Origin of the sequence: Tabrizicola sp. M-4 (genome assembly GCF_051132405.1) — a bacterium.
Lineage (GTDB): Bacteria > Pseudomonadota > Alphaproteobacteria > Rhodobacterales > Rhodobacteraceae > Paragemmobacter.
Window position 1 is genome coordinate 2,509,638 of sequence record NZ_CP128606.1, and the last position, 24,570, is coordinate 2,534,207.

General features: G+C 64.9%; 23 protein-coding genes. 9 read left to right on the forward strand and 14 right to left on the reverse strand.

Features of this window, described 5'->3' with window-relative positions; all coding sequences use genetic code 11:
• Positions 1-9: 9 nt before the first annotated feature.
• Together TabM4_RS12315 and TabM4_RS12320 are read right to left on the reverse strand one after the other, a co-directional pair.
• Complete coding sequence (locus tag TabM4_RS12315; RefSeq protein WP_434612703.1) at positions 10-462, reverse strand: RbsD/FucU family protein; 453 nt, start codon at positions 460-462, stop codon at positions 10-12.
• An 81-nt stretch (positions 463-543) separates the two neighbouring features.
• Complete coding sequence (locus TabM4_RS12320; RefSeq protein ID WP_434612705.1) at positions 544-1,596, reverse strand: ABC transporter ATP-binding protein; 1,053 nt, start codon at positions 1,594-1,596, stop codon at positions 544-546.
• 274 nt (positions 1,597-1,870) lie between these two features.
• Here TabM4_RS12320 and TabM4_RS12325 point away from each other — a divergent pair, with 274 nt between their 5' ends.
• Positions 1,871-3,502, forward strand: a complete 1,632-nt coding sequence (locus tag TabM4_RS12325; protein WP_434612707.1) for an extracellular solute-binding protein — start codon at positions 1,871-1,873, stop codon at positions 3,500-3,502.
• Positions 3,503-3,664: 162 nt separating this feature from the next.
• Complete coding sequence (locus TabM4_RS12330; protein WP_434612709.1) at positions 3,665-4,237, forward strand: ImmA/IrrE family metallo-endopeptidase; 573 nt, start codon at positions 3,665-3,667, stop codon at positions 4,235-4,237.
• A 350-nt stretch (positions 4,238-4,587) separates the two neighbouring features.
• Here the strand turns inward: TabM4_RS12330 and TabM4_RS12335 are convergent, their stop codons facing one another.
• Positions 4,588-5,520 carry an IS5 family transposase gene (locus TabM4_RS12335; protein ID WP_434612711.1) on the reverse strand — a complete coding sequence of 311 codons (933 nt, stop codon included), beginning with the start codon at positions 5,518-5,520 and terminating at the stop codon, positions 4,588-4,590.
• A 200-nt stretch (positions 5,521-5,720) separates the two neighbouring features.
• On the opposite strand from TabM4_RS12335, the gene TabM4_RS12340 reads away from it, so the two are divergent.
• The 4 genes from TabM4_RS12340 to TabM4_RS12355 all read left to right on the forward strand — a co-directional run bounded on the left by TabM4_RS12340 (position 5,721) and on the right by TabM4_RS12355 (position 8,921).
• On the forward strand, positions 5,721-6,341 hold the full coding sequence (locus TabM4_RS12340; RefSeq protein ID WP_434612712.1) for a hypothetical protein: 621 nt from the start codon (positions 5,721-5,723) through the stop codon (positions 6,339-6,341).
• A gap of 98 nt (positions 6,342-6,439) precedes the next feature.
• Positions 6,440-7,546 (forward strand): carbohydrate ABC transporter permease, encoded by a 1,107-nt coding sequence (locus tag TabM4_RS12345; protein ID WP_434612714.1) that lies wholly within the window; start codon positions 6,440-6,442, stop codon positions 7,544-7,546.
• A complete protein-coding gene (locus TabM4_RS12350; RefSeq protein WP_434612716.1) occupies positions 7,543-8,466 on the forward strand; it encodes a carbohydrate ABC transporter permease in 924 nt (307 codons plus the stop codon). The genes TabM4_RS12345 and TabM4_RS12350 overlap by 4 nt, the downstream gene beginning before the upstream one ends.
• Positions 8,466-8,921, forward strand: a complete 456-nt coding sequence (locus TabM4_RS12355) for an RbsD/FucU family protein (RefSeq protein WP_434612718.1) — start codon at positions 8,466-8,468, stop codon at positions 8,919-8,921. The genes TabM4_RS12350 and TabM4_RS12355 overlap by 1 nt, the downstream gene beginning before the upstream one ends.
• Before the next feature lie 89 nt (positions 8,922-9,010).
• Here TabM4_RS12355 and TabM4_RS12360 read toward each other — a convergent pair whose 3' ends face one another.
• From TabM4_RS12360 to TabM4_RS12375, 4 genes are all read right to left on the reverse strand, one after another.
• Positions 9,011-9,745 (reverse strand): creatininase family protein, encoded by a 735-nt coding sequence (locus tag TabM4_RS12360; RefSeq protein WP_434612720.1) that lies wholly within the window; start codon positions 9,743-9,745, stop codon positions 9,011-9,013.
• Positions 9,745-11,226: an FGGY-family carbohydrate kinase gene (locus TabM4_RS12365; RefSeq protein ID WP_434612722.1), complete on the reverse strand. Its 1,482-nt coding sequence runs from the start codon at positions 11,224-11,226 to the stop codon at positions 9,745-9,747. Before TabM4_RS12365 ends, TabM4_RS12360 begins: the two co-directional genes overlap by 1 nt.
• A 6-nt stretch (positions 11,227-11,232) precedes the next feature.
• Positions 11,233-12,315 carry a M42 family metallopeptidase gene (locus TabM4_RS12370; RefSeq protein ID WP_434612724.1) on the reverse strand — a complete coding sequence of 361 codons (1,083 nt, stop codon included), beginning with the start codon at positions 12,313-12,315 and terminating at the stop codon, positions 11,233-11,235.
• Positions 12,316-12,477: 162 nt separating this feature from the next.
• Positions 12,478-13,290 (reverse strand): BtpA/SgcQ family protein, encoded by an 813-nt coding sequence (locus tag TabM4_RS12375; RefSeq protein ID WP_434612726.1) that lies wholly within the window; start codon positions 13,288-13,290, stop codon positions 12,478-12,480.
• A gap of 93 nt (positions 13,291-13,383) precedes the next feature.
• Here TabM4_RS12375 and TabM4_RS12380 point away from each other — a divergent pair, with 93 nt between their 5' ends.
• Positions 13,384-14,406: an aldo/keto reductase gene (locus tag TabM4_RS12380; protein ID WP_434612727.1), complete on the forward strand. Its 1,023-nt coding sequence runs from the start codon at positions 13,384-13,386 to the stop codon at positions 14,404-14,406.
• A 12-nt stretch (positions 14,407-14,418) separates the two neighbouring features.
• A complete protein-coding gene (locus TabM4_RS12385; RefSeq protein WP_434612729.1) occupies positions 14,419-15,252 on the forward strand; it encodes an amidohydrolase family protein in 834 nt (277 codons plus the stop codon).
• A 136-nt stretch (positions 15,253-15,388) separates the two neighbouring features.
• Here the strand turns inward: TabM4_RS12385 and TabM4_RS12390 are convergent, their stop codons facing one another.
• Positions 15,389-16,354: a sugar phosphate isomerase/epimerase family protein gene (locus TabM4_RS12390; RefSeq protein WP_434612731.1), complete on the reverse strand. Its 966-nt coding sequence runs from the start codon at positions 16,352-16,354 to the stop codon at positions 15,389-15,391.
• A 12-nt stretch (positions 16,355-16,366) separates the two neighbouring features.
• On the reverse strand, positions 16,367-17,095 hold the full coding sequence (locus TabM4_RS12395; RefSeq protein WP_434612733.1) for a GntR family transcriptional regulator: 729 nt from the start codon (positions 17,093-17,095) through the stop codon (positions 16,367-16,369).
• Between the two features lie 58 nt (positions 17,096-17,153).
• On the opposite strand from TabM4_RS12395, the gene TabM4_RS12400 reads away from it, so the two are divergent.
• Positions 17,154-18,662, forward strand: coding sequence for a UxaA family hydrolase (locus tag TabM4_RS12400; RefSeq protein WP_434612735.1), 1,509 nt, complete (start codon positions 17,154-17,156; stop codon positions 18,660-18,662).
• Between the two features lie 277 nt (positions 18,663-18,939).
• Here TabM4_RS12400 and pgi read toward each other — a convergent pair whose 3' ends face one another.
• The 5 genes from pgi to TabM4_RS12425 form a co-directional block, all read right to left on the reverse strand.
• Complete coding sequence (gene pgi / locus TabM4_RS12405) at positions 18,940-20,541, reverse strand: glucose-6-phosphate isomerase (protein ID WP_434612737.1); 1,602 nt, start codon at positions 20,539-20,541, stop codon at positions 18,940-18,942.
• A gap of 4 nt (positions 20,542-20,545) precedes the next feature.
• Complete coding sequence (pgl, locus tag TabM4_RS12410) at positions 20,546-21,217, reverse strand: 6-phosphogluconolactonase (protein ID WP_434612739.1); 672 nt, start codon at positions 21,215-21,217, stop codon at positions 20,546-20,548.
• Positions 21,214-22,668, reverse strand: coding sequence for a glucose-6-phosphate dehydrogenase (gene zwf / locus TabM4_RS12415; RefSeq protein WP_434612740.1), 1,455 nt, complete (start codon positions 22,666-22,668; stop codon positions 21,214-21,216). The genes pgl and zwf overlap by 4 nt, the downstream gene beginning before the upstream one ends.
• Positions 22,669-22,824: 156 nt before the next feature.
• A complete protein-coding gene (locus tag TabM4_RS12420; RefSeq protein ID WP_434612741.1) occupies positions 22,825-23,538 on the reverse strand; it encodes an MgtC/SapB family protein in 714 nt (237 codons plus the stop codon).
• Positions 23,539-23,638: 100 nt separating this feature from the next.
• Positions 23,639-24,223, reverse strand: a complete 585-nt coding sequence (locus tag TabM4_RS12425; protein ID WP_434612743.1) for an HNH endonuclease — start codon at positions 24,221-24,223, stop codon at positions 23,639-23,641.
• Positions 24,224-24,570 lie beyond the last annotated feature (347 nt).

Here is a 24,570-nt window from a genome sequence, read left to right on the forward strand (position 1 = left end):
GCCACTCCTTCAGGCTTCGGGCGGGATCACGCCCTTGCGGAACATGAAGCAGCCGTAGAAGCGGCGCTCGCCCGTCTGGATGACGGCATAGGCGTTGCGGGCCATGTCGTAGAAGGCGAAGCGTTCGATGCCGATCATCGGGCGCGGGCGGCCTTCGGCGCGGTCGATCTCGGCCTGCACCTCCTGCTGGACGGGGGGGAGTTCGGTCGGGTTGCCCACGACCTCCATCCGGCCCGCGAAATCATCGACGAAGGTGTCGAGCGGCAGGACGGAGAGGATGGCGTTCACTGCCTGCGCGGAGGTGAGGTTTTCCATGCGGAGGAGTTCGCCCGTCACCGTGGCGCGGGCGACGGAATCCGAGGGGAAGTTGGTATCCGCCACGATCAGCACATCGCCATGCCCCATCGCGCGCAGGACGCGCAGCACATCGGCGTTGAGGCGGTTGTCTATACCCTTGAGCATGGTTCCTCCCTTTGGGCGGTGCGCCCGCCCCTGTTTTGCCGGAGCCTGCCGCGCGAGGGCGGCAGGGTCAATATCGGGCGATCAGAAGCGCGCGCCGCTGGATTTGTCGAAGAGGTGGACGCCTGCGGGATCGGTGGGGGCAAGCGAGATGCTGTCGCCGGGGCGGTGGGTGATGCGGTCGCGGAAGACGGCGACGAGTTCGCGGCCTTCGATCCGGACGACGACATGGGTCTCGGAGCCCGTGGGTTCCACCACGGCGATGGTTCCCTTGATCCCGTCGGGGGATTCCCCGAGGTTTTCGGGTCGGATGCCGTAGATCACCTCGCGCCCTTCGGCGACCTTCATGCCGGGCGGCAGCGGCAGGGTCGCGCCCCCTGCCCTGACGGCGCCGTTCTGGACGGTGCCTTCGATCATGTTCATGGAGGGCGAGCCGATGAAGGAGGCCACGAAGGTATTGGCGGGGCGGTCGTAGAGTTCCAAGGGCGCGCCCACCTGTTCGATGCGACCGCCCTGCATGACGACGATCTTGTCGGCCATGGTCATGGCTTCGATCTGGTCATGGGTGACGTAGACGGTGGTGGTCTTGAGCCGCTGGTGGAGTTCGCGGATCTCGGTCCGCATCTGGACGCGGAGTTTCGCGTCGAGGTTGGAGAGCGGTTCGTCAAAGAGGAACACCTGCGGGTCGCGCACGATGGCGCGGCCCATGGCGACGCGCTGGCGCTGCCCGCCGGAAAGCGCGCGGGGGTAGCGGTCGAGATAGGGGGTGAGGCCGAGGACTTCGGCGGCGCGTTTGACGCGGGTGTCGATCTCGGCCTTGTCCATGCCGCGCATCTTGAGCGCGAAGCCCATGTTCGCGGCCACCGTCTTGTGCGGGTAGAGCGCGTAGTTCTGGAACACCATCGCGATGTCGCGTTCGGAGGGCGGCAGGTTGTTCACCCGACGCTCGCCGATGCGGATGTCGCCAGAGGTGACTTCCTCCAGCCCCGCGATCATGCGCAGGAGGGTGGACTTGCCGCAGCCGGAGGGGCCGACGAGGACGACGAATTCGCCATCATTGATGTCGAGATCGAGACCATGGACGACCTGAAGCCCGCCATAGGACTTCTTCAACGCGCGGATCGTGACTTCGGCCATGCCACCCCTCCCAAGGTTCTGGACGATAGGTAACGGGTGGCGTGGGGCCTGTCCACAGACTAATCATACTAACATGTTAGAAGCTTGACAGGGGGCTTGGCGCGCGCCAAGCTTGACCCCAAGGAAGGCTGCCGAAGGGGGTTGGGAGGCCCTGCTGCGGAACTGGCCGATGCGTTGCGCATGGCCTGCGGCGGCTGTCCGGAGGGGCACATCACGACAATCAGAAGGCCAGAGCCGCAAGGGCCAGAGGCCGCATCCTAGGGAGGATATCGACGTGAAGGTTGGAGCTTATGAAGTCATCAAGGCGCGGATGAGCCGCCGCCGCCTGCTGCAGGGGGCGACGGCCCTTGGCGCGATGGCGGCGATGGGGCCGCTGGGCGGCATCCGCGCGGCCTCGGCGCAGGAGAATCTGCGGGCCGAGATCCTGAAGATACCCGGCGTGGGCATGGGCAGCCCGACCGATGCCGATTGGCAGAAGGTTGGGGAACTGTGCCTTGGCGCGACCAAGGCCAATGTGGCGGAGGGTGAATTCGCGGGCGTGGAACTGACCTTCATGGGTCTGAACAACCAGAACCTGCACAACTTCCTGTTCCGCGGCTTCCTGAAGCCGTGGGAGGCCTACACGGGCGCCAAGATCAACTGGATCGACCTTGCGCAGGCCGATTACAACGCGCGCCTGCAGCAGTCGATCGCCACGGGGACCGTGGACTTCGACATCCTCGAGATGGGCGCGCCCTTCGAGGGGGATACGGCGGGCAAGGGCCTGCTGGACCCGATGCCCGACTGGGTGGCGACGCAGATCGAGGCGGATGACCTTGTGGGCTATCTGAAGCCCCCGGTCGGGACTTGGGACGGCAAGCAGTACCGCGTGACCATCGACGGCGACTGCCACACCTTCGCCTACCGGACCGACTATTTCGGCGAGGGCGCCATCGGCGGGGCCGAAGTGCCGAAGACCTGGCAGCAGGTGAATGCGGTGACGAAGGCGCTGGTCGGTCAGACCGACCCGCTGACCGGGCAGCCCGCGCATGGCTACCTTGATCCGCTAAAGGGCTGGGGCGGGTTCGGGATGTACTTCATCGCCAACCGCGCGGCGGCCTATGTGAAGCACCCGGACGATCCGGCATGGCTGTTCGACCCCGACACGATGAAGCCGCGCGTCAACAATCCGGGCTGGGTGCAGGCGATTCAGGACGTGATGGACCTGATCGCGACGGAGGGCGCCTATCCGGCCGACCAGATCAACGCCGACCCCGGCACCACGGCCTTCTCGCAGTTCCTTGCGGGGACGGGGTCCATGCTGATGTGGTGGGGCGACGTCGGGTCTTCGGCGCGCACTTCCGACACCTCGGTCGTGGGCGACGTGGTGGGCTTCGGGATCAACCCCGCGTCGGAGCGCCGCTACAACTCCAAGGCGGGCGCGTGGGAAGACACGATGAACGAGGCGCCGCTGATGGCCTATATCGGCTGGGGCGTCTACGTCACCTCGCGCGTCTCGGGCGACGAGAAGAAGCGCAAGGCGGCATGGTCGGCGGCGGCCCATCTGGGCGGCAAGGACCTGTCGCTGTGGACGGCGGCCTATCCGTCGGGCTTCCAGCCCTACCGCAACTCGCATTTCGACTATGCGGAATGGGAAGCGGCAGGCTACGACCGCGCCTTCATCGAGGATTACCTCGGGTCCAACGCGGACAGCTACAACCACCCGAACGCCGCCATCGAGCCGCGGATCCCGGGGATCTTCCAGTATTACTCGGTGGCCGAGGACGAGCTGTCCAAGGGCTTCGCCGGGCAATATGCCAGCGCGCAGGAGACGGCGGATGCCATCGCTGCTGCGTGGGAGAAGATCACGGACCAGATCGGGCGGGACAGCCAGATCGCGCTGTACAAGGCGTCGTTGGGGATGTGATCTGTCCTTGACAATGACGGCGCCCCGATTGGATCGCGGGCGCCGTTTTCAGGCCAATTCTAATGAAAAACACCTTGTATAGCACCGGAGGCTAAAGTAGTAACTAGCGGAACGATTCCGGAACTTGAGCATATCCGTTTCCCATACATGAGGATGGATTTAGTGTCCGATGACGGCGTACAATCAGGTCACAGCAACGCGAAAGAAGCAGTTGTGACATATCTGCCGCCGGTGCCTACGCGTGCGACGAAGCAACTCATTTGGAACTTCGCCGAGAAGCAGCGCCAGAATGTTAAGCTTACATCTGGATTTGACCTCAAAGAACTTGTAGCTCGGAACGGCGGACAGATTGAGTACATCAGTTTTGTCGATCCTGACCAAACCGACGCCATAATTGTGAAGCCTGATGGGTCGTTTGTGATACGCCTATCTTCGCAAACCGGTGTTCTTCGCGATAATTTTACAATTGCGCATGAACTCGGCCACAAACTTATGCACTGGCCACTTGTGAAGAGAAGCAATCCCGGCGTGGGCATGAAGGCTACTAGGAGCGTAGACGCATCCAACAAGGACCTTGTCAGATGTGAGTGGGAGGCTAACTGGTTTGCATCAGCTTTCTTAATGCCCGTGGCCGAATTCAAAGAAGCGTATAGAAATGGCGTGGCTAGTGAAACGTTTGGCGTTACAGAAGCCGCAGTAAACATAAGGGCCAAGACGCTTGGTATCGCCGAATGATGCTGAAGGTCGCTACACAGTAGCCGATTATCGCGTACGTATATTTTTGTCCGTTGATCTAAGCGGGTCGACTGCATTCAAAAACTCTGGATACGGCGAAGAACGGGTCGAGGGGGAAACGCCTCGATGGGTTCTCGAATTTCAGAATTTCTATTCGCATTTCCCGTCAGCATTCAAGGCAGAGTATCAAAAGCAACGAACCGTCGCTTCTGGGAGCGATCCCTGTCCAGATGTATGGAAGGCCCTTGGCGACGAGCTTGTTTTCTGCGGCAGAGTTAGCAACGCGAGATCAGTTGGGCGTTGTTGCGTAACGCCCGCCTGAGGCATGATAGCGCCTTTCCCCCACGGCATCAGCCGACGCGAACGATGTTGGCCGTTCCGAGGGCCGAGAAGCGGTTCATGAGTGCGATGCGGATCTGGATTTCTGCGGTCTGGCGGTCCGGGTCTCTTGCGGCGATGCGTTCGCCGAAGGCCTTCAGGCAGCGCATCTTTGCCTCGATCCTGCTTCTGACATGGTATCCGGTCCAGCGTTTCCAGAACGCCCGGCCGTAGTAGCGAGTGGCGCGCAGGGTTTCGTTTCTGGCGATCGCGGCCGGGCAGTTCTCTTTCCAGGGCCGGCCGTTCTTGCGGATCGGAATGATCGCCGTGGCCTCGCGGTTGATGATTGCGGTGTGGCAGCGGCGGGTGTCATAGGCCCCATCGGCGGTCACCGTGCCGATGTCTTCGCCCTCGGGGATCTGGTCCAGCAGGTCCGGCAAGACCGGACTGTCGCCGTCGCTGCTGGAGGTAAACTCCACCGCCCGAATGTCAGACGTGGCGGTATCCATAGCCAGATGTACCTTGCGCCATTGACGCCGCCCCTGAACGCCGTGCTTGCGGGCCTGCCATTCGCCATCACCGAGGAACTTGATCCCGGTGCTGTCCACCAGCAGGTTCAAGGGGCCATTGGCGCGCCGATACGGGATCTGGACAGCTAGCGTTTTCTGCCGTCGGCACAGCGTGGTGTAGTCGGGCACCGCCCAATCCAGGTCCGCCATCTTGAGCAGGCTGGCCACCATCCCGGTCGCTTGCCGAAGCGGCAACTTGAACAGGACCTTGATGGTCAGACAGAACTGGATCGCTGCATCCGAGAAGACCGCAGGGCGACCGGGGCTGCCATCATGCGGCGCGAGCCAGGCCATCTCCTTGTCCAGCCAGATCAGCAGCGATCCGCGCTTGCGCAGAGAAGCCGTGTAGCTGGACCAGTTCGTCGTGCGATAGCGGGCGGGTGATGGCTTGCTCATGCAACCCGTCTAACCGCATGGATTCGCGATGTGAATCCTCGACGGTCAGAGTTCTGCAACAACGCCGATCAGTTGCAACAATCTTGCACTCATTTATTGAGACTATTCACAAGTTTCGCAAGATATTGTTTGAGAAGGCGTTGCCCCTGAATGTAAAGGGTGCGGCTTGGCTTGCGGCATTCCCTGAACCAAACCGGGCCGTGAACCTCCGCACGCGTAAGGCAAAGGATTTCCTTTTGTCTACCGAACAACTTGAGAGAGCAGCCGATAATACACCTAGCGACTTCGACTTTTTAGGAAAAGCAATAGACACTGGTTTCCGTGTTGGCAGCACCGCAACGCCTGAAAAGTTCTCGATATGCGTGCAGTTGGGCACTCTTCTGTCTTCTGTTCCGGAAGGCACCGGCCTTAATTACACAATCTATTTTGATCCGCCAATAATGCTCAAGGGAGTAAATCAAGGAAACGCTTATCCAGTCCTATACCTTGATACGCTCAAGCATATGCCTCTGGAAGGGGTTAGAAGCAAGGAACGCACTTTGCTCGGGCAAAAAGCACCCGATAGAGAGCAGCTTTCCGATTACCTACGGTCATATTGTCAAATGGTCGGCACTGATCAGATTTGTCTACCGATTGACGCCGAAGCGAAATCACCTTCCCCTCCCGAAAGTTACCTTAAACACCGTGAGCAACTACAGGAGCACCTTGGGAAAGAACGGGATCGCGAATACACGGATGGTGAACCTGAAGACATCCCTAATGACGAGAACGATCGTCTTGCAGAATTGCAGGAGCCTGAAAGTTTGACGCCTATCGAGTAAACTCTCACCCTTCCCGCTTGCCACCCGCCCCGCCCCCAGACTAACATGCTAGCATGAGCCGTGCGCCGCGAGGTGCGCATCCTTGCCGGGGGGACGAGGTGAGCAGCGAAGGCGATCTTCTTCATGTCGTGACGAACGACAACATCTCCGAGGGGCGCAAGCGGTTCGGGCAGGCGATCATCTGGGGGACCGCCGCGCTGACGGTGGTCGTGGGCGGGTTGCAGACCTTGCAGGCCACCGGACAGGCCGATTTCGGGTTCGAGAATTGGCGGCCCACGCTCTATGCCTTTTGCACATGGGCGGTCGCGCTCTGCTGGGGGCAGGTGTTGATCCGGGGGGAGCATGGGAAGCGTACGCTCTTCGTGCTGCCTGCGGCGATCTTCGTGGCGGCGTTGACGATCTTTCCGCTGCTCTTCGGCCTGTTGATCGCCTTTTCGGACTGGAACCTGTCCTCGCCCACGGGGCGGCAGTTCAACGGGTTGGACAACATCCGGCAGATGTGGGGCGACCCGTTCTATTGGAACGCGCTGTGGAACATGGTGCTGTATAGCGCCGTGATCATCGTGGAATATGCCATCGCCTTTGGCCTCGCGCTGCTTCTGAACGCGCAGATCCGGGCGCGGAAGTTCTTTCGGGTGGCGTTCCTGCTGCCCTTGATGCTCTCGCCCGTCGCCGTGTCATGGATGATCGGCAAGTCGATGCTGGAGGCGCGCTATGGCCCGCTGGCGCGGCTGGCGCGGTTCTTCGGGGTGGAGAACCCGTCCTTCTTCGGCAGTCCCGAGATCGCGCGGGCGACGATCATGGTGATGGATGCCTGGACCTATATCCCCTTCATGATGATCATGATTTTGGCGGGTCTGCAGGCGATCCCGAAGGAGTTGAACGAGGCGGCGAAGGTCGACGGCGCGAATGGCTGGCGCAATTTCTGGGAGGTGACCTTCCCCCTGATGCTGCCCGTGTCGATCACGGCGATCCTGATCCGCATCATCTTCAAGCTGAAGCTCGCCGATGTGGTGATCAACGTGACGGCGGGCGGCCCCGGCGGGGCGACGGATACCGTGACCAGCTTCATCTTCCGGGAATATCGTGAACGGTCGAATGTGGGTTACGGCACGCTTCTGGCCTTCGTTTATCTGGTGATCATCGTGATCGCCATGACCTTCCTGATGAAACTCGCCGACCGCTGGATGAGGCCCCGGACATGACCGCTTCGACGCAGATCTTCCGTGACTCGGAGGCCGACCGCCGCCATCGCGCGAAATGGTGGACCAGCCGGATCGCGATCTATGGCGTGCTGATCCTGTGGACGATCATCTGCCTGTTCCCGATCTATTGGACCATCACGACAAGCTTCAAGATGGCGCCCAACGTGATGAAGGGGAACATGGTGCCCTTCGTGGATTACACGCCGGCCTGGCTTGGCTGGCGTTCGCTGGGCCTGTCGCCCGACACGATCTGGAACGAGAGCACGGTGCGGGCGGAGTTCATGAAGCGGTTCATGAATTCGGCGGTGATTTCGGTAAGTTCATCTGCGCTGGCCGTGGCGCTGGGCAGCCTTGCAGCCTATGGGCTGTCGCGGTTCAGCTATCGCTTCGGCTGGATGAAGAATTCCGACATCAGCTTCTTCTTCCTGAGCCAGCTGATCCTGCCGCCGGTGGTCTTGGCCCTGCCCTTCCTCGTGCTTTACAAGGAGCTTGCGCTTCTGGACACGCGGGTGGGGCTGATCCTGCTTTACACGCTCTCGGTCCTGCCCATCGTCATCTGGATCATGCGCGACCAGTTCGGGAGCATTCCGACGGAGTTGGAGGAGGCGGCGCTGGTGGACGGGCTGTCGATCTGGGGGGCCTTCGCGACGATCATCCTGCCGATCGCCCTGCCGGGGATGGTGGCGGCGTTCATCCTGTCGCTGGTGCTGACGTGGAACGAGTATTTCTTTGCTGCGCTGCTGACCTCGACCTATGCCAACACATTGCCCGTTATGGTGGCGAGCCAGACGGGATCACAGGGGATTTCGTGGTGGTCGATGGCGGCGCTGTCCTTCGCGGCGATCCTGCCGCTGATCGTGATCGGGGTGGTGCTGGAGAAATACATCATCAAGGGCATGGCGGCGGGGGCGGTGAAGTAATGCTGAAAGGCATCGACCAGCGCCTGTCGGCCGAGGTGGTGCATGTGCTGATGCTGATGGGGCATGGCGACGATCTGGTGATCTGCGACGTGAACCATCCGGCGGCGACGATTGCCGCCGAGACGACCTATGGGCGGCTGGTGGACATGGCGGGCTGCGACATCCCCACGGCGGCGCGGGCGATCCTGTCGCTGATGCCGCTGGATACCTTCGTCCCGGCGCCGGTGAGCCGGATGCAGGTTGTGGGCAACCCCGACGGCGTCGTGCCGATCTTCGCGCGGATGCAGGCGGTGGTGGATGCCGCCGAGGGGCGTGCGGTGCAGGTGCAGGCGCTGGAGCGCTTCGCTTTCTACGAGGCGGCGAAGCGGTCCTTCGCGATCATCCGCACCAGCGACAGCGGGCCCTATGGGTGCTTCATCCTGAAGAAGGGCGTGGTGGACTTGGCCGAGCTTTGACGCGGCGGGGGCAAGAATTTTCCTGCGAACATTCTTGGGCGTGATCCTTCACAGAAGGATCGTGCGCCCGATTTTTCGTAGAAAATTCGTCAGGTCAGGCCAAGCACGCGGCGCAGATGGGACAGGGCGAGTTGCACCCCCTCCTCCCCCTTCGCCGCCGTAGCGCGCGGTGCCGTCTCCGTCCACCACGGATCGCCCTCCCCTGCCCGCTCCATCGCCACCGTTTCGGGGGCGAGGGCCAGCATCAGCGCCGTCTCGCCCTCGCCCGCATGGACGAAGGGGAAGACGTCGTTCTTCGGAAAGAGCGCGTGCAGCCTGATCCAGTTGAACGGGTCCGTCCCCTGCCCGTGTTGGGCATAGTAATCGGCCATGTCCCGCCTGCCCCACCAGCCCGCGCCCCGCTCCGCCTCCAGAAAGCGGAAGATCGCATTGCGCGCGGCAAGGCGGAAGGCGAGGTCGGTAGGCATGCCTTGCGCGATATTCTCCGACTGGTGGTGGATCACCGCATGGACATTGCGGAAGCCTGCGCGGAGGAGCGAGGTGCAGAGCGCCTCGAAGAAGGGCACAAGGGCACCGGCATCCACATGCAGCGTCGTGCCATGTTCCGGCCCCGCGACGGCGTGGGAGGCCGCGCCATAGGCGAAGGGCGGCAGCGTAACGATCTCATCCCCCAGCCGCCCGAGGATTTCGGTCACGGCCAGCAAATCCACCCCGGCGGGCAGATGGCCGCCGTGATGCTCCATCACCCCCAGCGGCAGGACGACGGGCGTGCCTGCGGCAATCGCCGCCTGAACCTGATGCGGGCGCATGCGCTCATAGCGCATCACGCACCGCCCAGTTCATGGGCGATGTCGCGCGTCTGGGCATAGAGCCGCTTGAACAGCGGATACTGCCGCGCATAGGCCGCCACGGCCTCGGGCCGCACGGTGCGCGCGACGGGGTTCCATTCCACGATCTGGTCCGGCAGCGCCTTGCCCACGGCGGTCGCGGCGAGGAAGGCGTTCCCGTAGCTCGCCCCCACCGTCTTTTCGCAGACGATCTGCCCTGCCCCGCCGATATCCGACGTGGCCTGCATCCAGACCGCGTTCTTCGTCCCGCCGCCCACGGCGAGGATGCGGTCGGGAAAGGCGCCAAGCTCGCGATAGGTGTCCAGCACATGGGCCGTACCGCTGGCGATGCCCTCCAGCACGGCGCGGAACATGTCACCGCGCGTATGGGTCAGGTCGAGGCCGAAGAAGGCGCCTTTCGCCTGCGGGTCGTGGATCGGTGTCCTCTCGCCGCTGAAATAGGGCAGGCAGATCAGTCCCTTGGCGCCCTTGGGGCTGGCCTCTGCCTCGGCTGCAAGATCGCCGAAGGACGTATCCCGCGCGAACTGGTCACGGAACCAATGCGTCAGGGTGCCGGAGGTCGCGAGCCCCGCCATCGAGGCATGCATCCCCGGCCAGAGCCAGGGCGCATACCACAGGCGCGGATCGCGCACGGGGTCGGAGGTGACCTGGATGATGAAGATGGTGGAGCCATACATCATCATCATTTCGCCCGGCCGCTGGACACCGACGCTGACGGCCTCCGCCGCCGCGTCGATGGTGCCGCAGGTCACGGGCGTGCCCTCGGCAAGCCCCGTCTCCGCCGCCGCCGCCGCCGTCACATGGCCCGCGATATCGGTGGACCACATCAGGCGCGGAAGTTTCTCCATGGGCAGGATGTCGGGGGCCAGCGCATCGGTCCATGCCAGCGCGTTCACGTCGTAGAGGGGCGAGAAATTGGCCGCCGTGTAATGGTCGATGACGTATTCGCCCGTCAGCTTCCATGTGATGAAGCTGGTCGAGGTGAGGACCTTCGCCGTCCTTGCGTAAAGGTCCGGGTGGTTGTTCTTCAGCCAGAGGATCTTCGGCCCCACCGATTGCGAGGTCAGCGCATTGCCGCAGGCGGCCATGATGCGGTCGGCACCGATGGTGGCGGTAAGGCTGTCGATCTCCGCCGCTGCCCGCGTGTCGACGCCATAAAGCACCCCGTTCATCAGCGGCGCACCCGCCGCATCCACGGGCAGCATGCAGGGCCCGATGGCCGAGGCCGCGACGCAGGCGATGTCCTTCGGGTCCACCTTGGACTCCGCCAGCAGCGCGCGGGTGATGTGGACGAAGTCGCCCCACCAATCCTCCTCCGCCCGATGCTCGGCCCAGCCGGGGCGCGGGACGAGCATCCTGTGGGGCCGCGTGGCGGTGGCGACGATGCGCCCCGATCCGTCCACGAGGACGCCCTTGGATTCGAAAGTGCCGATGTCGATGCCGAGCGTATAGGTCATGGCGGGTCAGCGGATCAGGTTGAAACCGGGGGTGATGCGGGCAAGGGCCGCGTCTAACAGATGCACCATCTGCGCAACGTCCGAAGGGTCCACCACCTCCAGCGCGGAATGGGTGTAGCGCATGGGGAAACCGACATCGAGGCAGGCGACCCCCTCCTCGCCCATGAACTGGATGTAGGAGAGGTCCGTCAGCGCGCCGGTATGGGCGGAGCGTTGCAGGGGCAGAGCTTCCGCCTCCGCCACCTCCTCCATCAGCGCGACCAGCGCGGGATGCGGGATCACCCCGTTCAGCGTGCCGCGCCCGTGGAAGGAATAGAGGCTGATGCCGGGGCCGCCTCCCAGCGTCACCTCGCCACGCGCGGTCATGTCCGGCGTGTCGCAGGCCAGCAGCAGATCGATCTGGAAGGCGATGTCGGGCTTTGCCGCCGCCGCCGCAGGCAGCACGCCGCGCAGGTTGTATTCCTCCTGCACCGACCAGACGAGATGCACCGTCGGCCCCGCCTTGCGGTCGCGCAGCCGCGCGGCAAGATCGACCAGCGCGGCACAGCCCGCGCGGTCATCGGCACTCGTCCCCGCCAAACGCCCGTTCGCCAGCTCCATCACATGCGGGCGATAGACGACCGGATCGCCGATCCGCACCCCCGCTGCCTCCGCCTCGGCCTTCGAGGCGAAACCGGCATCCACATAGAGTTCCGCATAGGGAACGACGCGGTACTTCTCCTCCGGCGTCGTCGCGTGATGGCTCTTGTTGGCGATCAGCGCGGGAATGTCGCCCTTGCGCGCACAGATCACCACCGCCTGCGCCGCCAGCGCCCGCTCCGGCACGCCACCAAGGCGCTCCAGCCGGATCAAACCCGACGCCTCCACCTTCCGCACGATGAAGCCAAGCTGGTCCATATGGGTGAAGACCAGCACCGAAGGCGCGGCGGGATCCCCCTCCAGCGTGGCCGACAGGTTCCCCAGCCGGTCCGTCCGGTGCGCGATCTCAAGCCTGTCCAGATCCGCGGCGATGCGGGCCCGGATGCGCTCCTCATGCCCGGCCAGACCGGGGATCAGCATGTAATCGCGGATCAGGTCACGCAGCATCATGCTTCTCCTGCCCCTTCGTCTTGGCAGAAATACCCACAGGGGGTGAATTGGCCGGCACGGCCAAGAGGGGGCGCGTGCGCCCCCTGAACGCGGAGCCGGACGCGCGGCACGCGCGGGAGGCGACAGGAAAGGCTTGCGCGTCAGCGCTCCGCTTGGCAGGCATCAATACCCCCTCGCCGCGCGGGCCTTGTCCATGAAATCCTTCGCGCGCTCGGCATCCACGGCGGCCCATGTGTCGCCGCCCTGCTTCAGGGCCGAGCCCACGATGCAGCCATCCGCCACCCGCAGCACATCGGCGATGGTGGCGTGTTTCACGCCGGTATTGGCCAGAACGGGCGTCTTGGGCAGGACGCGTTTGACCGATTCCAGATCTCGCATCTCGGCCGCCTCGCCCGTGATCGCGCCCGAGACGAGGACAGCGTCGGGGATGGAGGAGAAGACCGCCGACCGTGCCCGATCCGGCAGGGACCGGGGGTCGAGACTGCCTGCGAATTCCGCCGAAACGTTGTAGAGCAGCGCGCAATCGGTGTTGCCAAGGCGGTGCTGGTAGCGCTGCGCGGCGCCTGCATCGGGCGCCCAGATGCCCATGTCGGAGGCATAGGTGCCGGTGAAGATCTCGCGCAGGAAGGCCGCGCCCGTGGCGGCGGCCAGCGCGACGGAGGCCATGGGGTCCCAGAGCACGTTGACGCCGAAGGGCACGGCGATGCGGTCGCGCAGGCGCCCGATGACATAGGCCATGGTCGCGGTCGAGGCGGTGTCGACCTTCAGCTCGTAGGGGCGGTCATTCTCGTTCCCGAACATGACCGCATCCACCCCCGCCGCCTGCAGCGCGGCGAGGTCGGCGGCGGCACCGGCGATGATCGCCTCCACCCCGCCCGCCGCGTCATGGAGGGGCGTTCCGGGCAGCGCGCCGAGATGCACCATGGCGATGACGGGCTTCCTACCCGCACCGAAGACCTTTTCGAACCGTGACATTCTCATCCTCCCGAGATGGGGGAAGGCTAGACGGAAAGGGATTGGACCGGAAGGGGGAACATACTAGCATGTCAGTTGAAGGCGGAGGGGAAGATGCAGGAAAAGCGGCACTGGGACAGGCTGGGGAACGGGGGGCTGGACTTCACCACCTTGGGATTCGGGTCGGCCCCCATCGGCAACCTCTTCCGCGCCATTTCGGACGATGACGCCCATGCGGTGCTGGAGGCGGCTTGGGCGGGCGGCATCCGCTATTACGACACAGCACCGCTATATGGGCTGGGCCTGTCGGAGACGCGGCTGAACCGTTTTCTGCGGGGGAAGCCGAGGGATGAATACGTGATCTCGTCCAAGATCGGGCGGCTGTTCAAGGCGACGACGCCGGACAGGCGGGACGGGTTCGGGAAATGGTTCGACGTGCCGTCGCGCAACGAGGTCTATGACTACGGCCATGACGCGGTGTTCCGGTCGGTGGAGTTCTCGCTGGAGCGGCTTGGCATAGACCGCATCGACATCCTCTATGCGCATGATCTGGACATCTTCAACCACGGCTCGCAGGCGGCGCTGGATCAGCGGCTGGCGGAGTTCATGGCGGGCGGCTATCGCGCGCTGGTGAAGCTGCGGGACGAGGGGGTGATCCGGGCCTTCGGGGCGGGGGTGAACGAGTGGGAGCCCTGCCGCTGGCTGCTGGATCGGGGGGATTTCGATATCTTCCTGCTGGCGGGGGAGTATTCGCTTTTGCGGACGGAGTCGCTCACGGGCTTCATGGACCCTGCCGCCGCGCGGGGGGTGGGCGTCGTCGTGGGCGGTCCCTACAATTCCGGCATCCTCGCCACGGGGCCGCGACCGGGGGCGCAATACCGATACAACGACGCGCCGGATTGGGCGATGGAGAAGGCGGGGCGGTTGCAGGCCTTGTGTCAGGCGCATGGGGTGCGGCTGGTCGATGCGGCCTTCCAGTTCTGCACGCGGCATCCGGCGGTCGTGTCGGTGATCCCCGGCGGGCAGACCTTGTTCGAGATGGAGAGCAACCTGCAGGCGGCGGCGGCGGGGATTCCGGCAGCGCTGTGGTCGGCGATGAAGGCCGAGGGGCTGATCCACCCCGACGCGCCGGTGTGAGAGGGAGAGGCCATGCAGATCGACGCGCATCAGCATTTCTGGCATCCGGGGCGGGGCGATTACGGCTGGATGCCGAAGGACGACCCCGTGCTGTCGCGGCCCTATTTCCCCGCCGAGCTGTGGCCGCAATTGCAGGCGGCGGGGGTGGAGGGGACGGTTCTGGTGCAGGCCGCCCCCACGGTCGCCGAGACGGAATACATGCTGGGGATCGCGGATGCGACGCCCTGGGTGCTGGGCGTCGTGGGCTGGGTGGATTTCGAGAAGCCTTCCGATCTGGCGGAATTGAAGCGGCTGGCGGGGCATCCGAAGTTCAAGGGCGTCCGGCCGATGATACAGGACCTGCCGGATGACGGCTGGATGCTGCGCGAGGATGTGCAATGGGCTTTCCGCGCGCTCTGCGACACGGGGCTGCGCTTCGATGCGTTGGGGTTCCCCCGGCATCTGGCGAATTTCCTTACGATCCTGAAGCGATACCCCACGATGCAGGTCGTGGTGGACCATTGCATGAAGCCGCAGATCCGCGAGAAGTCGGAGGCGCATTTCCGCTTCTGGGCCGATGGCATGAGCCGGATCGCGGATGAGACGGCGGCGGTGGTGAAGTTTTCCGCGCTGATCACGGAAGCCGATGCGGATTGGACGGTGGAGGACCTGCGGCCTTACGTGGAGCATGTCTTCGCGGCCTTCGGCGCGGAGCGGGTGATGTGGGGATCGGACTGGCCGGTCTGCCGGTTGCGCGGGGAATATGCGGATTGGCGGGCGGCGGCATTGGAATTGACTTCGGGCCTGTCCGAGGTGGACCGCGCCTTGGTCTTTGGCGGGACGGCGGCGGGGTTCTACGGATTGTGAAGCGGAGCGCCGCGCGAAGGGCGCGGCGCAAGTCTTTCGCCTCGCCTGCGCGCGTGCCGCGCTTCGGCTCAGAGGCGGGGGCGCTTCGCCCCCCGCACCCCCCGAGGGTATTTGGGCCAAGACGAAGAGGCTTGCCTCAGGCCCCGTAAAGGGCGTGGGCGATGAGGCGGGTGGCGGTGGCGGCGTCCTGTTTCGCCATGGCGGCGGTGAGGGCGGGGTCGTCCTTGAGGGAGGCGGCGACCGTGCGCAGGCGCTCGGTGAGGGCGAGGTTGGCGCGGGATTCCTGCACTGGGTCCATGCCGCCATGGTCGGGGAAGGTGTCGAAATAGATCACGCCGTCATAGCCGATGCGGTCGAGCGTCCAGAAGAGTTCGACGGTCTGGATCGGGTGCACGGTGCCTGCGATCAGCCCGTCGTCGCGTTTGGCGTATCCATCGTTCAAGTGGACGCCCATGATGCGGCAGTGCCGGGCGGCGAGGGCGGCGGATTTCGCGGGCATCTCTCCGGCAAAGAGCATGTGGCAGAAGTCGAGCGTGACGCCGAGGTTCGGGCGGTTCAGGTCGCGGATGGCGTGCAGCGTGGTGGCCATGTCGGGGAGGACGGACCATGAGCGCGGCTCGTTCGGCTTGTATTCGATGGAGATGTCGAGCGCGGGGGCGTGGTCGCAGATTTCGGCAAGGCCCGACAGCGTATCGTCCCACATGCGGTTGTAATCGCCTTGGAAGGAATAGTCGAAGCCGTCCTGACCCAGCCAGACGGTCATCACCGTGCCGCCCATCTCCGCCAGCGCGTCGAGGCCCCGCTTCGTGATGTCGATGGCGGCGCGGCGGACGGTGGCGTCGGGATGGGTGAAAGCCCCCAGTTTGAAACCCGGGTCGGTGTAGTAGCGCATGGCGAGGCCGTTCAGCGCCATGTTCGAATCCTGCAATATCTTAGTCAGTTTTGCCGGGGTGTGATGGTCGAAATGGTCGGGAAAGTTCAGGTCTGCGGCGTTCAGGCCGCCCACCTCCCCTGCCCTTGCGATCATCTCGGCCACGGTGTCGCCCTTGCGTTTGAAGGCGTTCAGACGCGTCGCGTAGCGCGGGCGGTTGGGGATCGTCATGGGGCAAGCCTTTCAGGCCGGATCGAAGAGATCGGGCCGGTCGCGTTCGAGCGGTTCGAGATAGGTGATGAGTTGGCGCAGATGCGTGCGGATCGCCGTGCGGGCGGCGGCGGGATCGCGCGCCTCGAGCGCGGCGAGGATGGCGCGGTGTTCCTCCAGCGTCGCCTCGATCCGGCCCGGGACGGGGAGGATCAGTTGCCGCGCGCGGTTGACGTGCAGCCAAGCGGTTTCGCTGACCTGGGCGAGTTTGCGAAAGCCGGTGAAGGAGAGCAGGAGTTCATGCATCGCCGCGTCGGTCTGGTAAAAGCCGGGGATATCGCCATCGGCGATGAGCGCGGCCTGCACGGTGATGTTGCGGCGGATCTGGGTGAGCTGGTCCTCGGTGATCGTCTCGGCCACGCGTTCGATTGCCGCGACCTCGATCGCCTCGCGCAGGAAGGCGCCTTCGCGGATCTCCTCCATCGAGAAGCGGGCGACGAAGGTGCCGGCCTGCGGGACGACATCGACGAGGCCTTCCGCCGCAAGCCGCGCCACGGCATCGGCGACGGGGCTGCGCGAGACGCCGAGGGCGTCGCAGATTTCGGGTTTCCGCAGGATCTCGCCGGGGCGGTAGGCGAGCGACAGGATCGCCTCGCGCAGGGTCTGGTAGACGCGTTGGCCAAGGCTGCCGGAGAAATGGTCGAGCGGCGCGAGGCGCGCTTCGGAAGGCACTTGTGAAGGGGGTTCGGGCGGCTGTAACATGCTAACATGTTAGGCATGCGCGGCCCCCTGTCAAGGAAGGGCTGCAAAGGGGGGGGCTATGGCGGAAGGCGTGATCCGGCTGCACGGGGCGGACAATGTGGTGATCGCGCTGGCCGATCTGCCTAAGGGAACCGTGGTGGAGGGCGTGGCCCTGCCCGGGCCGGTGCCGCGCGGGCACAAGATCGCGGCGCGGGGGATCGCGCGGGGCGAGAACGTGCTGCGCTATGGGCAGATCATCGGGCAGGCGGTGGAGGAGATCGCAGCGGGGGCGCATGTGCATTCGCACAATCTGGGCATGGCGCCGCATACGGACGATTACGCCATCGGGGCGGAATGCAGGCCCCTGCCCCCTTTGCAACCGCTTGAATTCATGGGCTATCACCGCGCGGATGGGCAGGTCGGCACGCGGAATTACATCGGCATCCTGACGAGCGTGAACTGTTCGGGGTCGGTGGCGCGTTTCATTGCCGAGGCGGCGGAGAAGGACCCGGTGCTGAATGGGATGCCCAATGTCGATGGCATCGTGCCCATCGTCCACCAGACGGGTTGCGGCATGTCGGGGACGAATGAGGGCTATCAGACCCTGATGCGGACGCTGAAGGGCTATGCGCGGAACGCGAATTTCGGGGGCATCCTGCTGGTGGGGTTGGGATGCGAGGTGATGCAGGTGCCCGATCTGGTGGGTCAGGGGCGGCTGCGGCCGGACGGGAATTTCCGCTACATGACCATCCAGGGCACGGGCGGGACCCGGGCGACGATTGCCAAGTCTTTGGAAATATTGCGAGAAATGGCGGAAGTCGCGTCGCGTGTGGAGCGGCGGCCCGCGCCTGTGTCGAAGCTGATCGTGGGGCTGCAATGCGGGGGGTCGGATGGCTATTCCGGGATCACGGCGAACCCGGCCCTCGGCCATGCGAGCGATCTGCTGGTGCGGATGGGGGGGACGACGATCCTGTCCGAGACGCCTGAGATCTATGGGGCGGAGCATCTTCTGACCCGGCGCGCGGTGCGGCCGGAGGTCGGGGAGCGGTTGCTGGAACGCATCCGCTGGTGGGAGGACTATACCGCGAAGAATGACGGCGAGATGGACAACAACCCCTCTCCGGGCAACAAGAAGGGCGGGTTGACGACGATCCTCGAAAAGTCGCTGGGGGCCGTGGCGAAGGGGGGGACCGCGCCGTTGGCGGGGGTCTACAAATTCGGGGAACCCATTGATACCAATGGGTTTGTCTATATGGACAGCCCCGGTTACGACCCCTGTTCGGTGACCGGGCAGATCGCCAGCGGGGCCACGATGATCGTCTTCACCACGGGGCGGGGGTCGGTGTCGGGCTACAAGCCCAGCCCTTGCATCAAGTTGGCGACGAACAGCGAGATGTATGCGCGGATGGCGGAGGATATGGATATCAACTGCGGGGATATCCTGACCGAAGGGGTCAGCATCGAGGCCAAGGGCGAGGAGATTCTGCGCGAGATTGTCGCCGTTGCCTCGGGGAAGAAGACGCTGTCGGAGGCGTTGGGCTTTGGCGGCGCGGAGTTCGTGCCGTGGCAGATCGGCGCGGTGATGTAGGCGTGCCGCGCGCCGTGCCGCAAACTGTACCGCAAACCGTCAGCACGCAGCGGGCTGCGGGTTAGGGTTTCGTAGATTTCCCTTTACGGGAAGCGGAGGGCCAGACGGCCCCCCGCATCCCCCGGGGTTCCAAGCCGTGACAGCCTGCGCAGGGGGCCATCGTCGCATGGGCGGAGGCGCGGGCCGTTCACGGTTCCGTCCGTCGCGGGACGGTCGGGTTCCTTGCGGCAAGGGGGTCCGGGGGGCCGTTGCCCCCCCGGCGTTCGGCAAGAGGCGGTCAGCCCCGGAACCATGCCGCGAGGGCGGCGGTGGAGCCGTCCTTGCCTTCGGTTCCCTGCCGCCCTTCCAGCACGGGCTGGAGGGCAAGCGCCAGTTCCTTGCCCAGTTCCACCCCCCATTGATCGTAGGAATTGATTCCGAGGATCACCCCCTCGACGAATACCCGGTGTTCATAAAGCGCGATGATCTGGCCCAGCGTGAAGGGCGTCAGCCGGTCATAGGCCAGCGTGACGGAGGGGCGGTTGCCGGGGAACACCCGATGCCGCGCCTGCCGTTCCAGTTCCGCCCCCGCGAGACCCTTCTTCGCCATGATCGCCCGCGCCTCGTCCAGCGAGCGGCCACGCAGCAGCGCCTCGGATTGGGCGAGGCAGTTGGACACGAGAAGGACATGCTGATGGGCAAGGTCCGCCTCATGACCCCGCCGCGCGACGAGGAACTCGCAGGGCACGACGCGGGTGCCCTGATGGATGAGCTGGTAAAAGGCGTGCTGGCCGTTGGTGCCGGGTTCACCCCAGACGACGGGGCCGGAATGGGTGGGAAGGTCCGCCCCATCCATCGCGACGCGCTTGCCGTTGCTCTCCATCTCCAACTGTTGAAGGTAGGCGGGCAGGCGCGACAGGCGCTGGTCATAGGGCAGCACGGCGCGGGTGGCATGGCCGCAGATCTGGTTGTGCCAGACGCCGACGAGGGCCAGCAGGACGGGCAGGTTCGCATCGAAGGGCGCGGTCTGGAAATGGTCATCCATGGCGCGGCCACCCGCAAGGAAGGCGCGGAAATCCTCGGGCCCGACGGCCAGCATCAGGGCAAGGCCGATGGGCCCCCACATGGAATAGCGGCCGCCCACCCAATCCTCGAAGCCGAAGACGCGCGACGGGTCGATCCCGAAGGCGGCGGTCTTGTCGGCGGCGGTGGAGACGGCGGCGAATTGCGCGGCGGGGTTTGCCACCTTGCCCGCCATCCACGCCCGCGCCGTTTCGGCATTGGTCATCGTCTCGATCGTGGTGAAGGTCTTGGAGGCCACGATCACCAGCGTGGTTTCCGGGTTCAGCCCTTTCAGCGTGTCGGCGATATGCGCGCCATCCACGTTCGACACGTAGTGGCAACGCGGCCCGTCATGGAAGGGGGCCAGCGCCAGCGTCGCCATGGCGGGGCCAAGGTCCGACCCGCCGATGCCGATATTGACCACATCGGTGATGCGGCCCCCCTGCCCCGTGAAGCGCCCCTCGCGCACGTCGCGGGCAAATGCCTCCATCCGCTCCAGCGTTTCGACGATGCCGGGGATGACGTTCTTGCCATCGACGATCACCGTGCTGTCAAGGTTGCGCAGCGCCGTGTGCAGCACGGCGCGGCCTTCGGTATCGTTGATCTTCTCGCCCGTGAACATGGCGCGGCGTTTGTCGGCAACGCCCGCGGCTTCGGCGAGGTCTACCAGCAGGCGGCGGCCCGTCGCGTCGATATTGGTCTTGGACCAGTCCAGCCGCATCCCGTCGGCCTGCGCGGTGAAGGCCTGCGCGCGGCCCGCATCGTTGAAGAGGTCGAGGATGTGGCGGTCCTTGACCGCCTGATGATGCGCGGACAGCGCGTCCCACTTGGCTTTCATCGGTTCACTCCGCCCAATGCACGGTTGCGTTGTCGAGGATGGCGCGCACCGGCGCCTCTTCGGGGGGAAGGGTCAGCGCGCGTTCCAGCGCGTCGCGCTTTTCCTGCCCGGTGATCAGGATGTGGATGTTCATCGCGCCCTTCAGGACGGGCGCGGTGAGGGTGATGCGGGGTTCGCCCGCCGCCTCGGCCCGCATGGGCAGAAGGAGGGGGGCGTCGGGGGCCAGCGCCTCGGCCAGACGGTCGGCACCGGGGAAGAGGCTGGCGGTGTGCATGTCGGCCCCCATGCCAAGGAGGAGGACGGAGATGGGCAGATGCGGGCGCAGGCCTTCGGCCAGTTCCTCAAGCCGTTCTTCGGGCGTGGGGGCATCGGCATGGAGCGGGATGAGCTGCGCCGCCGCCGCCTTGCCGCGCAAGAGGCGTTCGCGCAGGAGGCGGGTGTTGGACCGGGGGCTGTCTTCGGGGACCCAGCGTTCGTCGTTCAGGAAGACGGCGACGTTGGCCCAGTCGAGGTCGACCCCCGACAGCGTGTCGAAGATCGGCCCCGGCGTCGTGCCGCCGGGGACGGAGAGCGAGGCGCGCCCCTCCCGCCGCAGGAAATCTGCCAGTTGTCCGGCGATCACATTCGCCAGACCCAGCATCAGGAATTCGCGGTCGGGATAGGTTTCCAGCTTCATCCCTTGATCTCCCGCCAGCGGCGCCCGTCGCGATGCATCAGCATCAACGCATCTTCCGGCCCCGACGAGCCGGGATCGTATCCCTGCGGACGGTCGCCGCGTGCCTCCCACCCGGCGATGATCGGATCGGCCCAGGCCCAGGCGGCCTCCACCTCGTCGCCGCGCATGAAGAGCGTCTGGTTGCCGCGGATCACGTCCATGATCAGGCGTTCATAGGCGTCGGGGATATCCTCGGCATCCGCCCCCAGAGCATCGGCAAAGGACATGTCCAGCGGCACCTGCATCAGGCGCATCCCGCCCGGACCGGGTTCCTTGATCATCATCATCAGGTTCATCCCCTCATTCGGTTGCAGCCGGATGACGAGGACGTTCTCACGCCAGCCCTTCGCATCGTCGAAGATGGAATGCGGCGGCTCCTTGAAGGTGATGGCGATTTCACTGGCGCGCGAGCGCAGGCGTTTGCCGGTACGGAGGTAGAAGGGCGTGCCCTTCCAGCGCCAGTTGGAGATGTGGCATTTGAGCGCGATGTAGCTTTCGGTGCGGGAGTTCGGGTCCTCGCAATGTTCGAGGTATCCGCCCTGCCCGCCGCCAGCCAGATACTGGCCGCGCACGATATCCTCGGGCTTCACGGCATCCAGCGCGCGGATGACCTTCAGCTTTTCGTCGCGGACGGCGTCGGGGTCGAAGTGATAGGGCGGCTCCATCGCGATCAGGCAGAGGAGCTGCATCAGGTGGTTCTGCACCATGTCCCGCATCGCGCCGGACTTGTCGTAATAGGCGCCGCGCCCTTCGACGCCCACGGTTTCGGCGACCGTGATCTGGACGTGGTCGATATATTCGGCCTTCCAGAGCGGTTCGAACAGGATGTTGGCGAAGCGGACGGCCATTAGGTTCTGGACCGTCTCCTTCCCCAGATAATGGTCGATCCGGTAGATCTGATGTTCGTCGAAATGTTCGGCCAGCACGGCGTTCAGGGCCTTGGCGGAGGCGAGGTCGCGGCCGAAGGGTTTCTCCACCACGATCCGCGACCATGCATCGGCGATGCCGTGGCTGTGCAGGCGTTCGGCCAAGTCGCCGAAGAGCGCGGGGGCGACGGAGAAGTAGAAGGCGCGCACGACATTCTCGCGCATGCGGGATTTCAGCGCGTCCCAGCCGCCCGTGCCCTTAGCGTCGATGGAGACGTAACCCACGCGGTCGAGGAAGGCCTTGATCGCGGCCTTGTCCTGACGTTCGGCGGGGACGAATTCGGCGATGGCCTCGGCCACCATCTTCTGGAAGCCCGCATCGTCAAGCTCGGCCCGCGCGGCACCGATGATGCGGCTGTCGGCGGGCATTTGGCCTGCGAGGAAGCGGCGGTAGAGGCCGGGGAGAATCTTGCGTCGGGCCAGATCACCCGTGCCGCCGAAGATCACGAGGTCGAAGGGATCGACCGGGATGACGCGCGAAACCATGACTGTCCCTCGTTTTTTTCTGTGCGGCGCGCGGGGCGCCTGTTAGCGCTAACGCGACCGCTTGTATCGCCAGAGGCCGCGCGAGTCTAGCACCGAGGCGCGGGTGGGCAAATGCGGGATGGCCAGTTGCGCGATATTTGGGCGGGACGGGCGGGATCAGCCTTCGTCCAGCGCCTGCCAGCGGACGCGCAGGAGGCCCGGCTCGGCGGCAAGGCGCTGCACGGCGAGTTCCAGCATCTCATCCGTCACCCCCTCGCCCGAAACGGTGGCGGCAAGGTCCATGCCTTCGCCGCCTTCGGCCCCCTGTGCGGCCACTTCGGAGAGGTGCAGCCCGCCGATGGTGAGCGTGCGCAGGATGAGGGCGCGGGTCGCGGCCTCCTGCTCCGGGCGGCAGGTGAGGATGACGCGGAAGGCGCGGGTGATGGGGACGCCGGCCTTGGTCTTTTTCTTCAGCCATTTGACCAGCGGGCGCAGGCCCAGATTGACGAAGACGACCATCCCGGTGAGGAGGAGCGCATATTGCCATGCGCCCGCCCCGGCCATCATGCCCACCGCCGCCGAACACCACAGAGTCGCCGCCGTGTTCAGCCCATGCACGTTGAAGCCGTCGCGGAAGATGATCCCCGCACCGAGGAAACCGATGCCCGACACGATCTGTGCCGCCACGCGGGTGGGGCTGACCTCGTCGGGGAAGAGGCCGGAGAAGACGACGAAGGCCGAGGCCCCAAGCGCGACGAGGGCATTGGTGCGCAGCCCCGCCATGCGCTGGCGCACCTGACGTTCAGACCCGATCACCGCGCCGCAGAGCATGGCCACGCCAAGGTTTATCGCCGCCATCTGCAGCGGGACGGAGATGAAGCTGTTCAGCATGGCGGGGCCCCGGTTCAGGAAGGGCCCAATTCATCACCCTGCGCGGGGAATGTGAAGGTTTTGTAACGACTTTGTAACGGCTGAAAGCGTCACGGTGCCGTTAGTCCTCCAGTTCGGCATCCCAATAGAGGAAGTCCATCCAGCTTTCATGCAGGTGGTTGGGCGGGAATTTCCGGCCATGGGCCTGCATTTCCTCGGCCGTGGGTTGGCGCGGCGGGCGCATCAGGTGCAGGCCAGATTGTTTCAGCGTCTTGGACCCTTTGCGCAGGTTGCAGGGGGAACAGGCGGCGACGACGTTTTCCCATGAGGTGATCCCGCCGCGCGAGCGGGGCAGAACATGGTCGAAGGTCAGGTCGCCCTTCGCGCCGCAATACTGGCAGGAGAATTCGTCCCGCAGAAAAAGATTGAAGCGCGTGAAGGCCACGCGCTTCTGGGGTTTGACGTAATCCTTCAGGACGACGACGGAAGGTATGCGGAATTCCTGCCTCTGGCTGCGGACGGTGTGATCGTATTCCGCGACGATCTGCACCCGGTCAAGGACGGCGGCCTTGATCGCCTCTTGCCACGGCCAGAGGCTGAGGGGGTAGTAGCTGAGGGGCCGGTAATCGGCATTGAGAACCAAAGCGGGATAATGCTTCAGCGCCGCCGGGTCCCTTACGAATTGTGTCCTGAAATCGCCGTCCAAGTTCTTGCGAGACTCCGCCTTCGTCCTGCAGTCCTTTCCGACCCAGGGCGGGGGGTCCCGCCCCGACATGCGCACTATATCTGGCGTTCCGTGTCTGGCAAGCCCAAGAGGCTGTGGTGTCCGGTCACATCCGCCTGAGATGCGGGATACAGGGGGAAGGTGACGGCGGCGTGACGGTGCTGCCTGTTTGATGGGCAGATGCGGCGACCCCGTCCCGGGCTTGACCCGGGACCTCTGATCGGGCCGGGGACGCGGGTGCTGCCGGGAGGCCCCGGGTCAGGCCCGGGGCGGGGTTGGCCCATGTGAAAGGGCGGCCCTTCGCAGGGCCGCCCCCCGTGATGTTCCAG

Coding starts and splice junctions, on each gene's coding strand:
- TabM4_RS12315 (WP_434612703.1), bottom strand. CDS start 462: ATGCTCAAGGGTATAGACAACCGCCTCAACGCCGATGTGCTGCGCGTC.
- TabM4_RS12320 (WP_434612705.1), bottom strand. CDS start 1,596: ATGGCCGAAGTCACGATCCGCGCGTTGAAGAAGTCCTATGGCGGGCTT.
- TabM4_RS12335 (WP_434612711.1), bottom strand. CDS start 5,520: ATGAGCAAGCCATCACCCGCCCGCTATCGCACGACGAACTGGTCCAGC.
- TabM4_RS12350 (WP_434612716.1), top strand. CDS start 7,543: ATGACCGCTTCGACGCAGATCTTCCGTGACTCGGAGGCCGACCGCCGC.
- TabM4_RS12355 (WP_434612718.1), top strand. CDS start 8,466: ATGCTGAAAGGCATCGACCAGCGCCTGTCGGCCGAGGTGGTGCATGTG.
- TabM4_RS12360 (WP_434612720.1), bottom strand. CDS start 9,745: ATGCGCTATGAGCGCATGCGCCCGCATCAGGTTCAGGCGGCGATTGCC.
- TabM4_RS12365 (WP_434612722.1), bottom strand. CDS start 11,226: ATGACCTATACGCTCGGCATCGACATCGGCACTTTCGAATCCAAGGGC.
- TabM4_RS12370 (WP_434612724.1), bottom strand. CDS start 12,315: ATGATGCTGCGTGACCTGATCCGCGATTACATGCTGATCCCCGGTCTG.
- TabM4_RS12375 (WP_434612726.1), bottom strand. CDS start 13,290: ATGTCACGGTTCGAAAAGGTCTTCGGTGCGGGTAGGAAGCCCGTCATC.
- TabM4_RS12380 (WP_434612727.1), top strand. CDS start 13,384: ATGCAGGAAAAGCGGCACTGGGACAGGCTGGGGAACGGGGGGCTGGAC.
- TabM4_RS12385 (WP_434612729.1), top strand. CDS start 14,419: ATGCAGATCGACGCGCATCAGCATTTCTGGCATCCGGGGCGGGGCGAT.
- TabM4_RS12390 (WP_434612731.1), bottom strand. CDS start 16,354: ATGACGATCCCCAACCGCCCGCGCTACGCGACGCGTCTGAACGCCTTC.
- TabM4_RS12395 (WP_434612733.1), bottom strand. CDS start 17,095: ATGTTACAGCCGCCCGAACCCCCTTCACAAGTGCCTTCCGAAGCGCGC.
- TabM4_RS12400 (WP_434612735.1), top strand. CDS start 17,154: ATGGCGGAAGGCGTGATCCGGCTGCACGGGGCGGACAATGTGGTGATC.
- pgi (WP_434612737.1), bottom strand. CDS start 20,541: ATGAAAGCCAAGTGGGACGCGCTGTCCGCGCATCATCAGGCGGTCAAG.
- pgl (WP_434612739.1), bottom strand. CDS start 21,217: ATGAAGCTGGAAACCTATCCCGACCGCGAATTCCTGATGCTGGGTCTG.
- zwf (WP_434612740.1), bottom strand. CDS start 22,668: ATGGTTTCGCGCGTCATCCCGGTCGATCCCTTCGACCTCGTGATCTTC.
- TabM4_RS12420 (WP_434612741.1), bottom strand. CDS start 23,538: ATGCTGAACAGCTTCATCTCCGTCCCGCTGCAGATGGCGGCGATAAAC.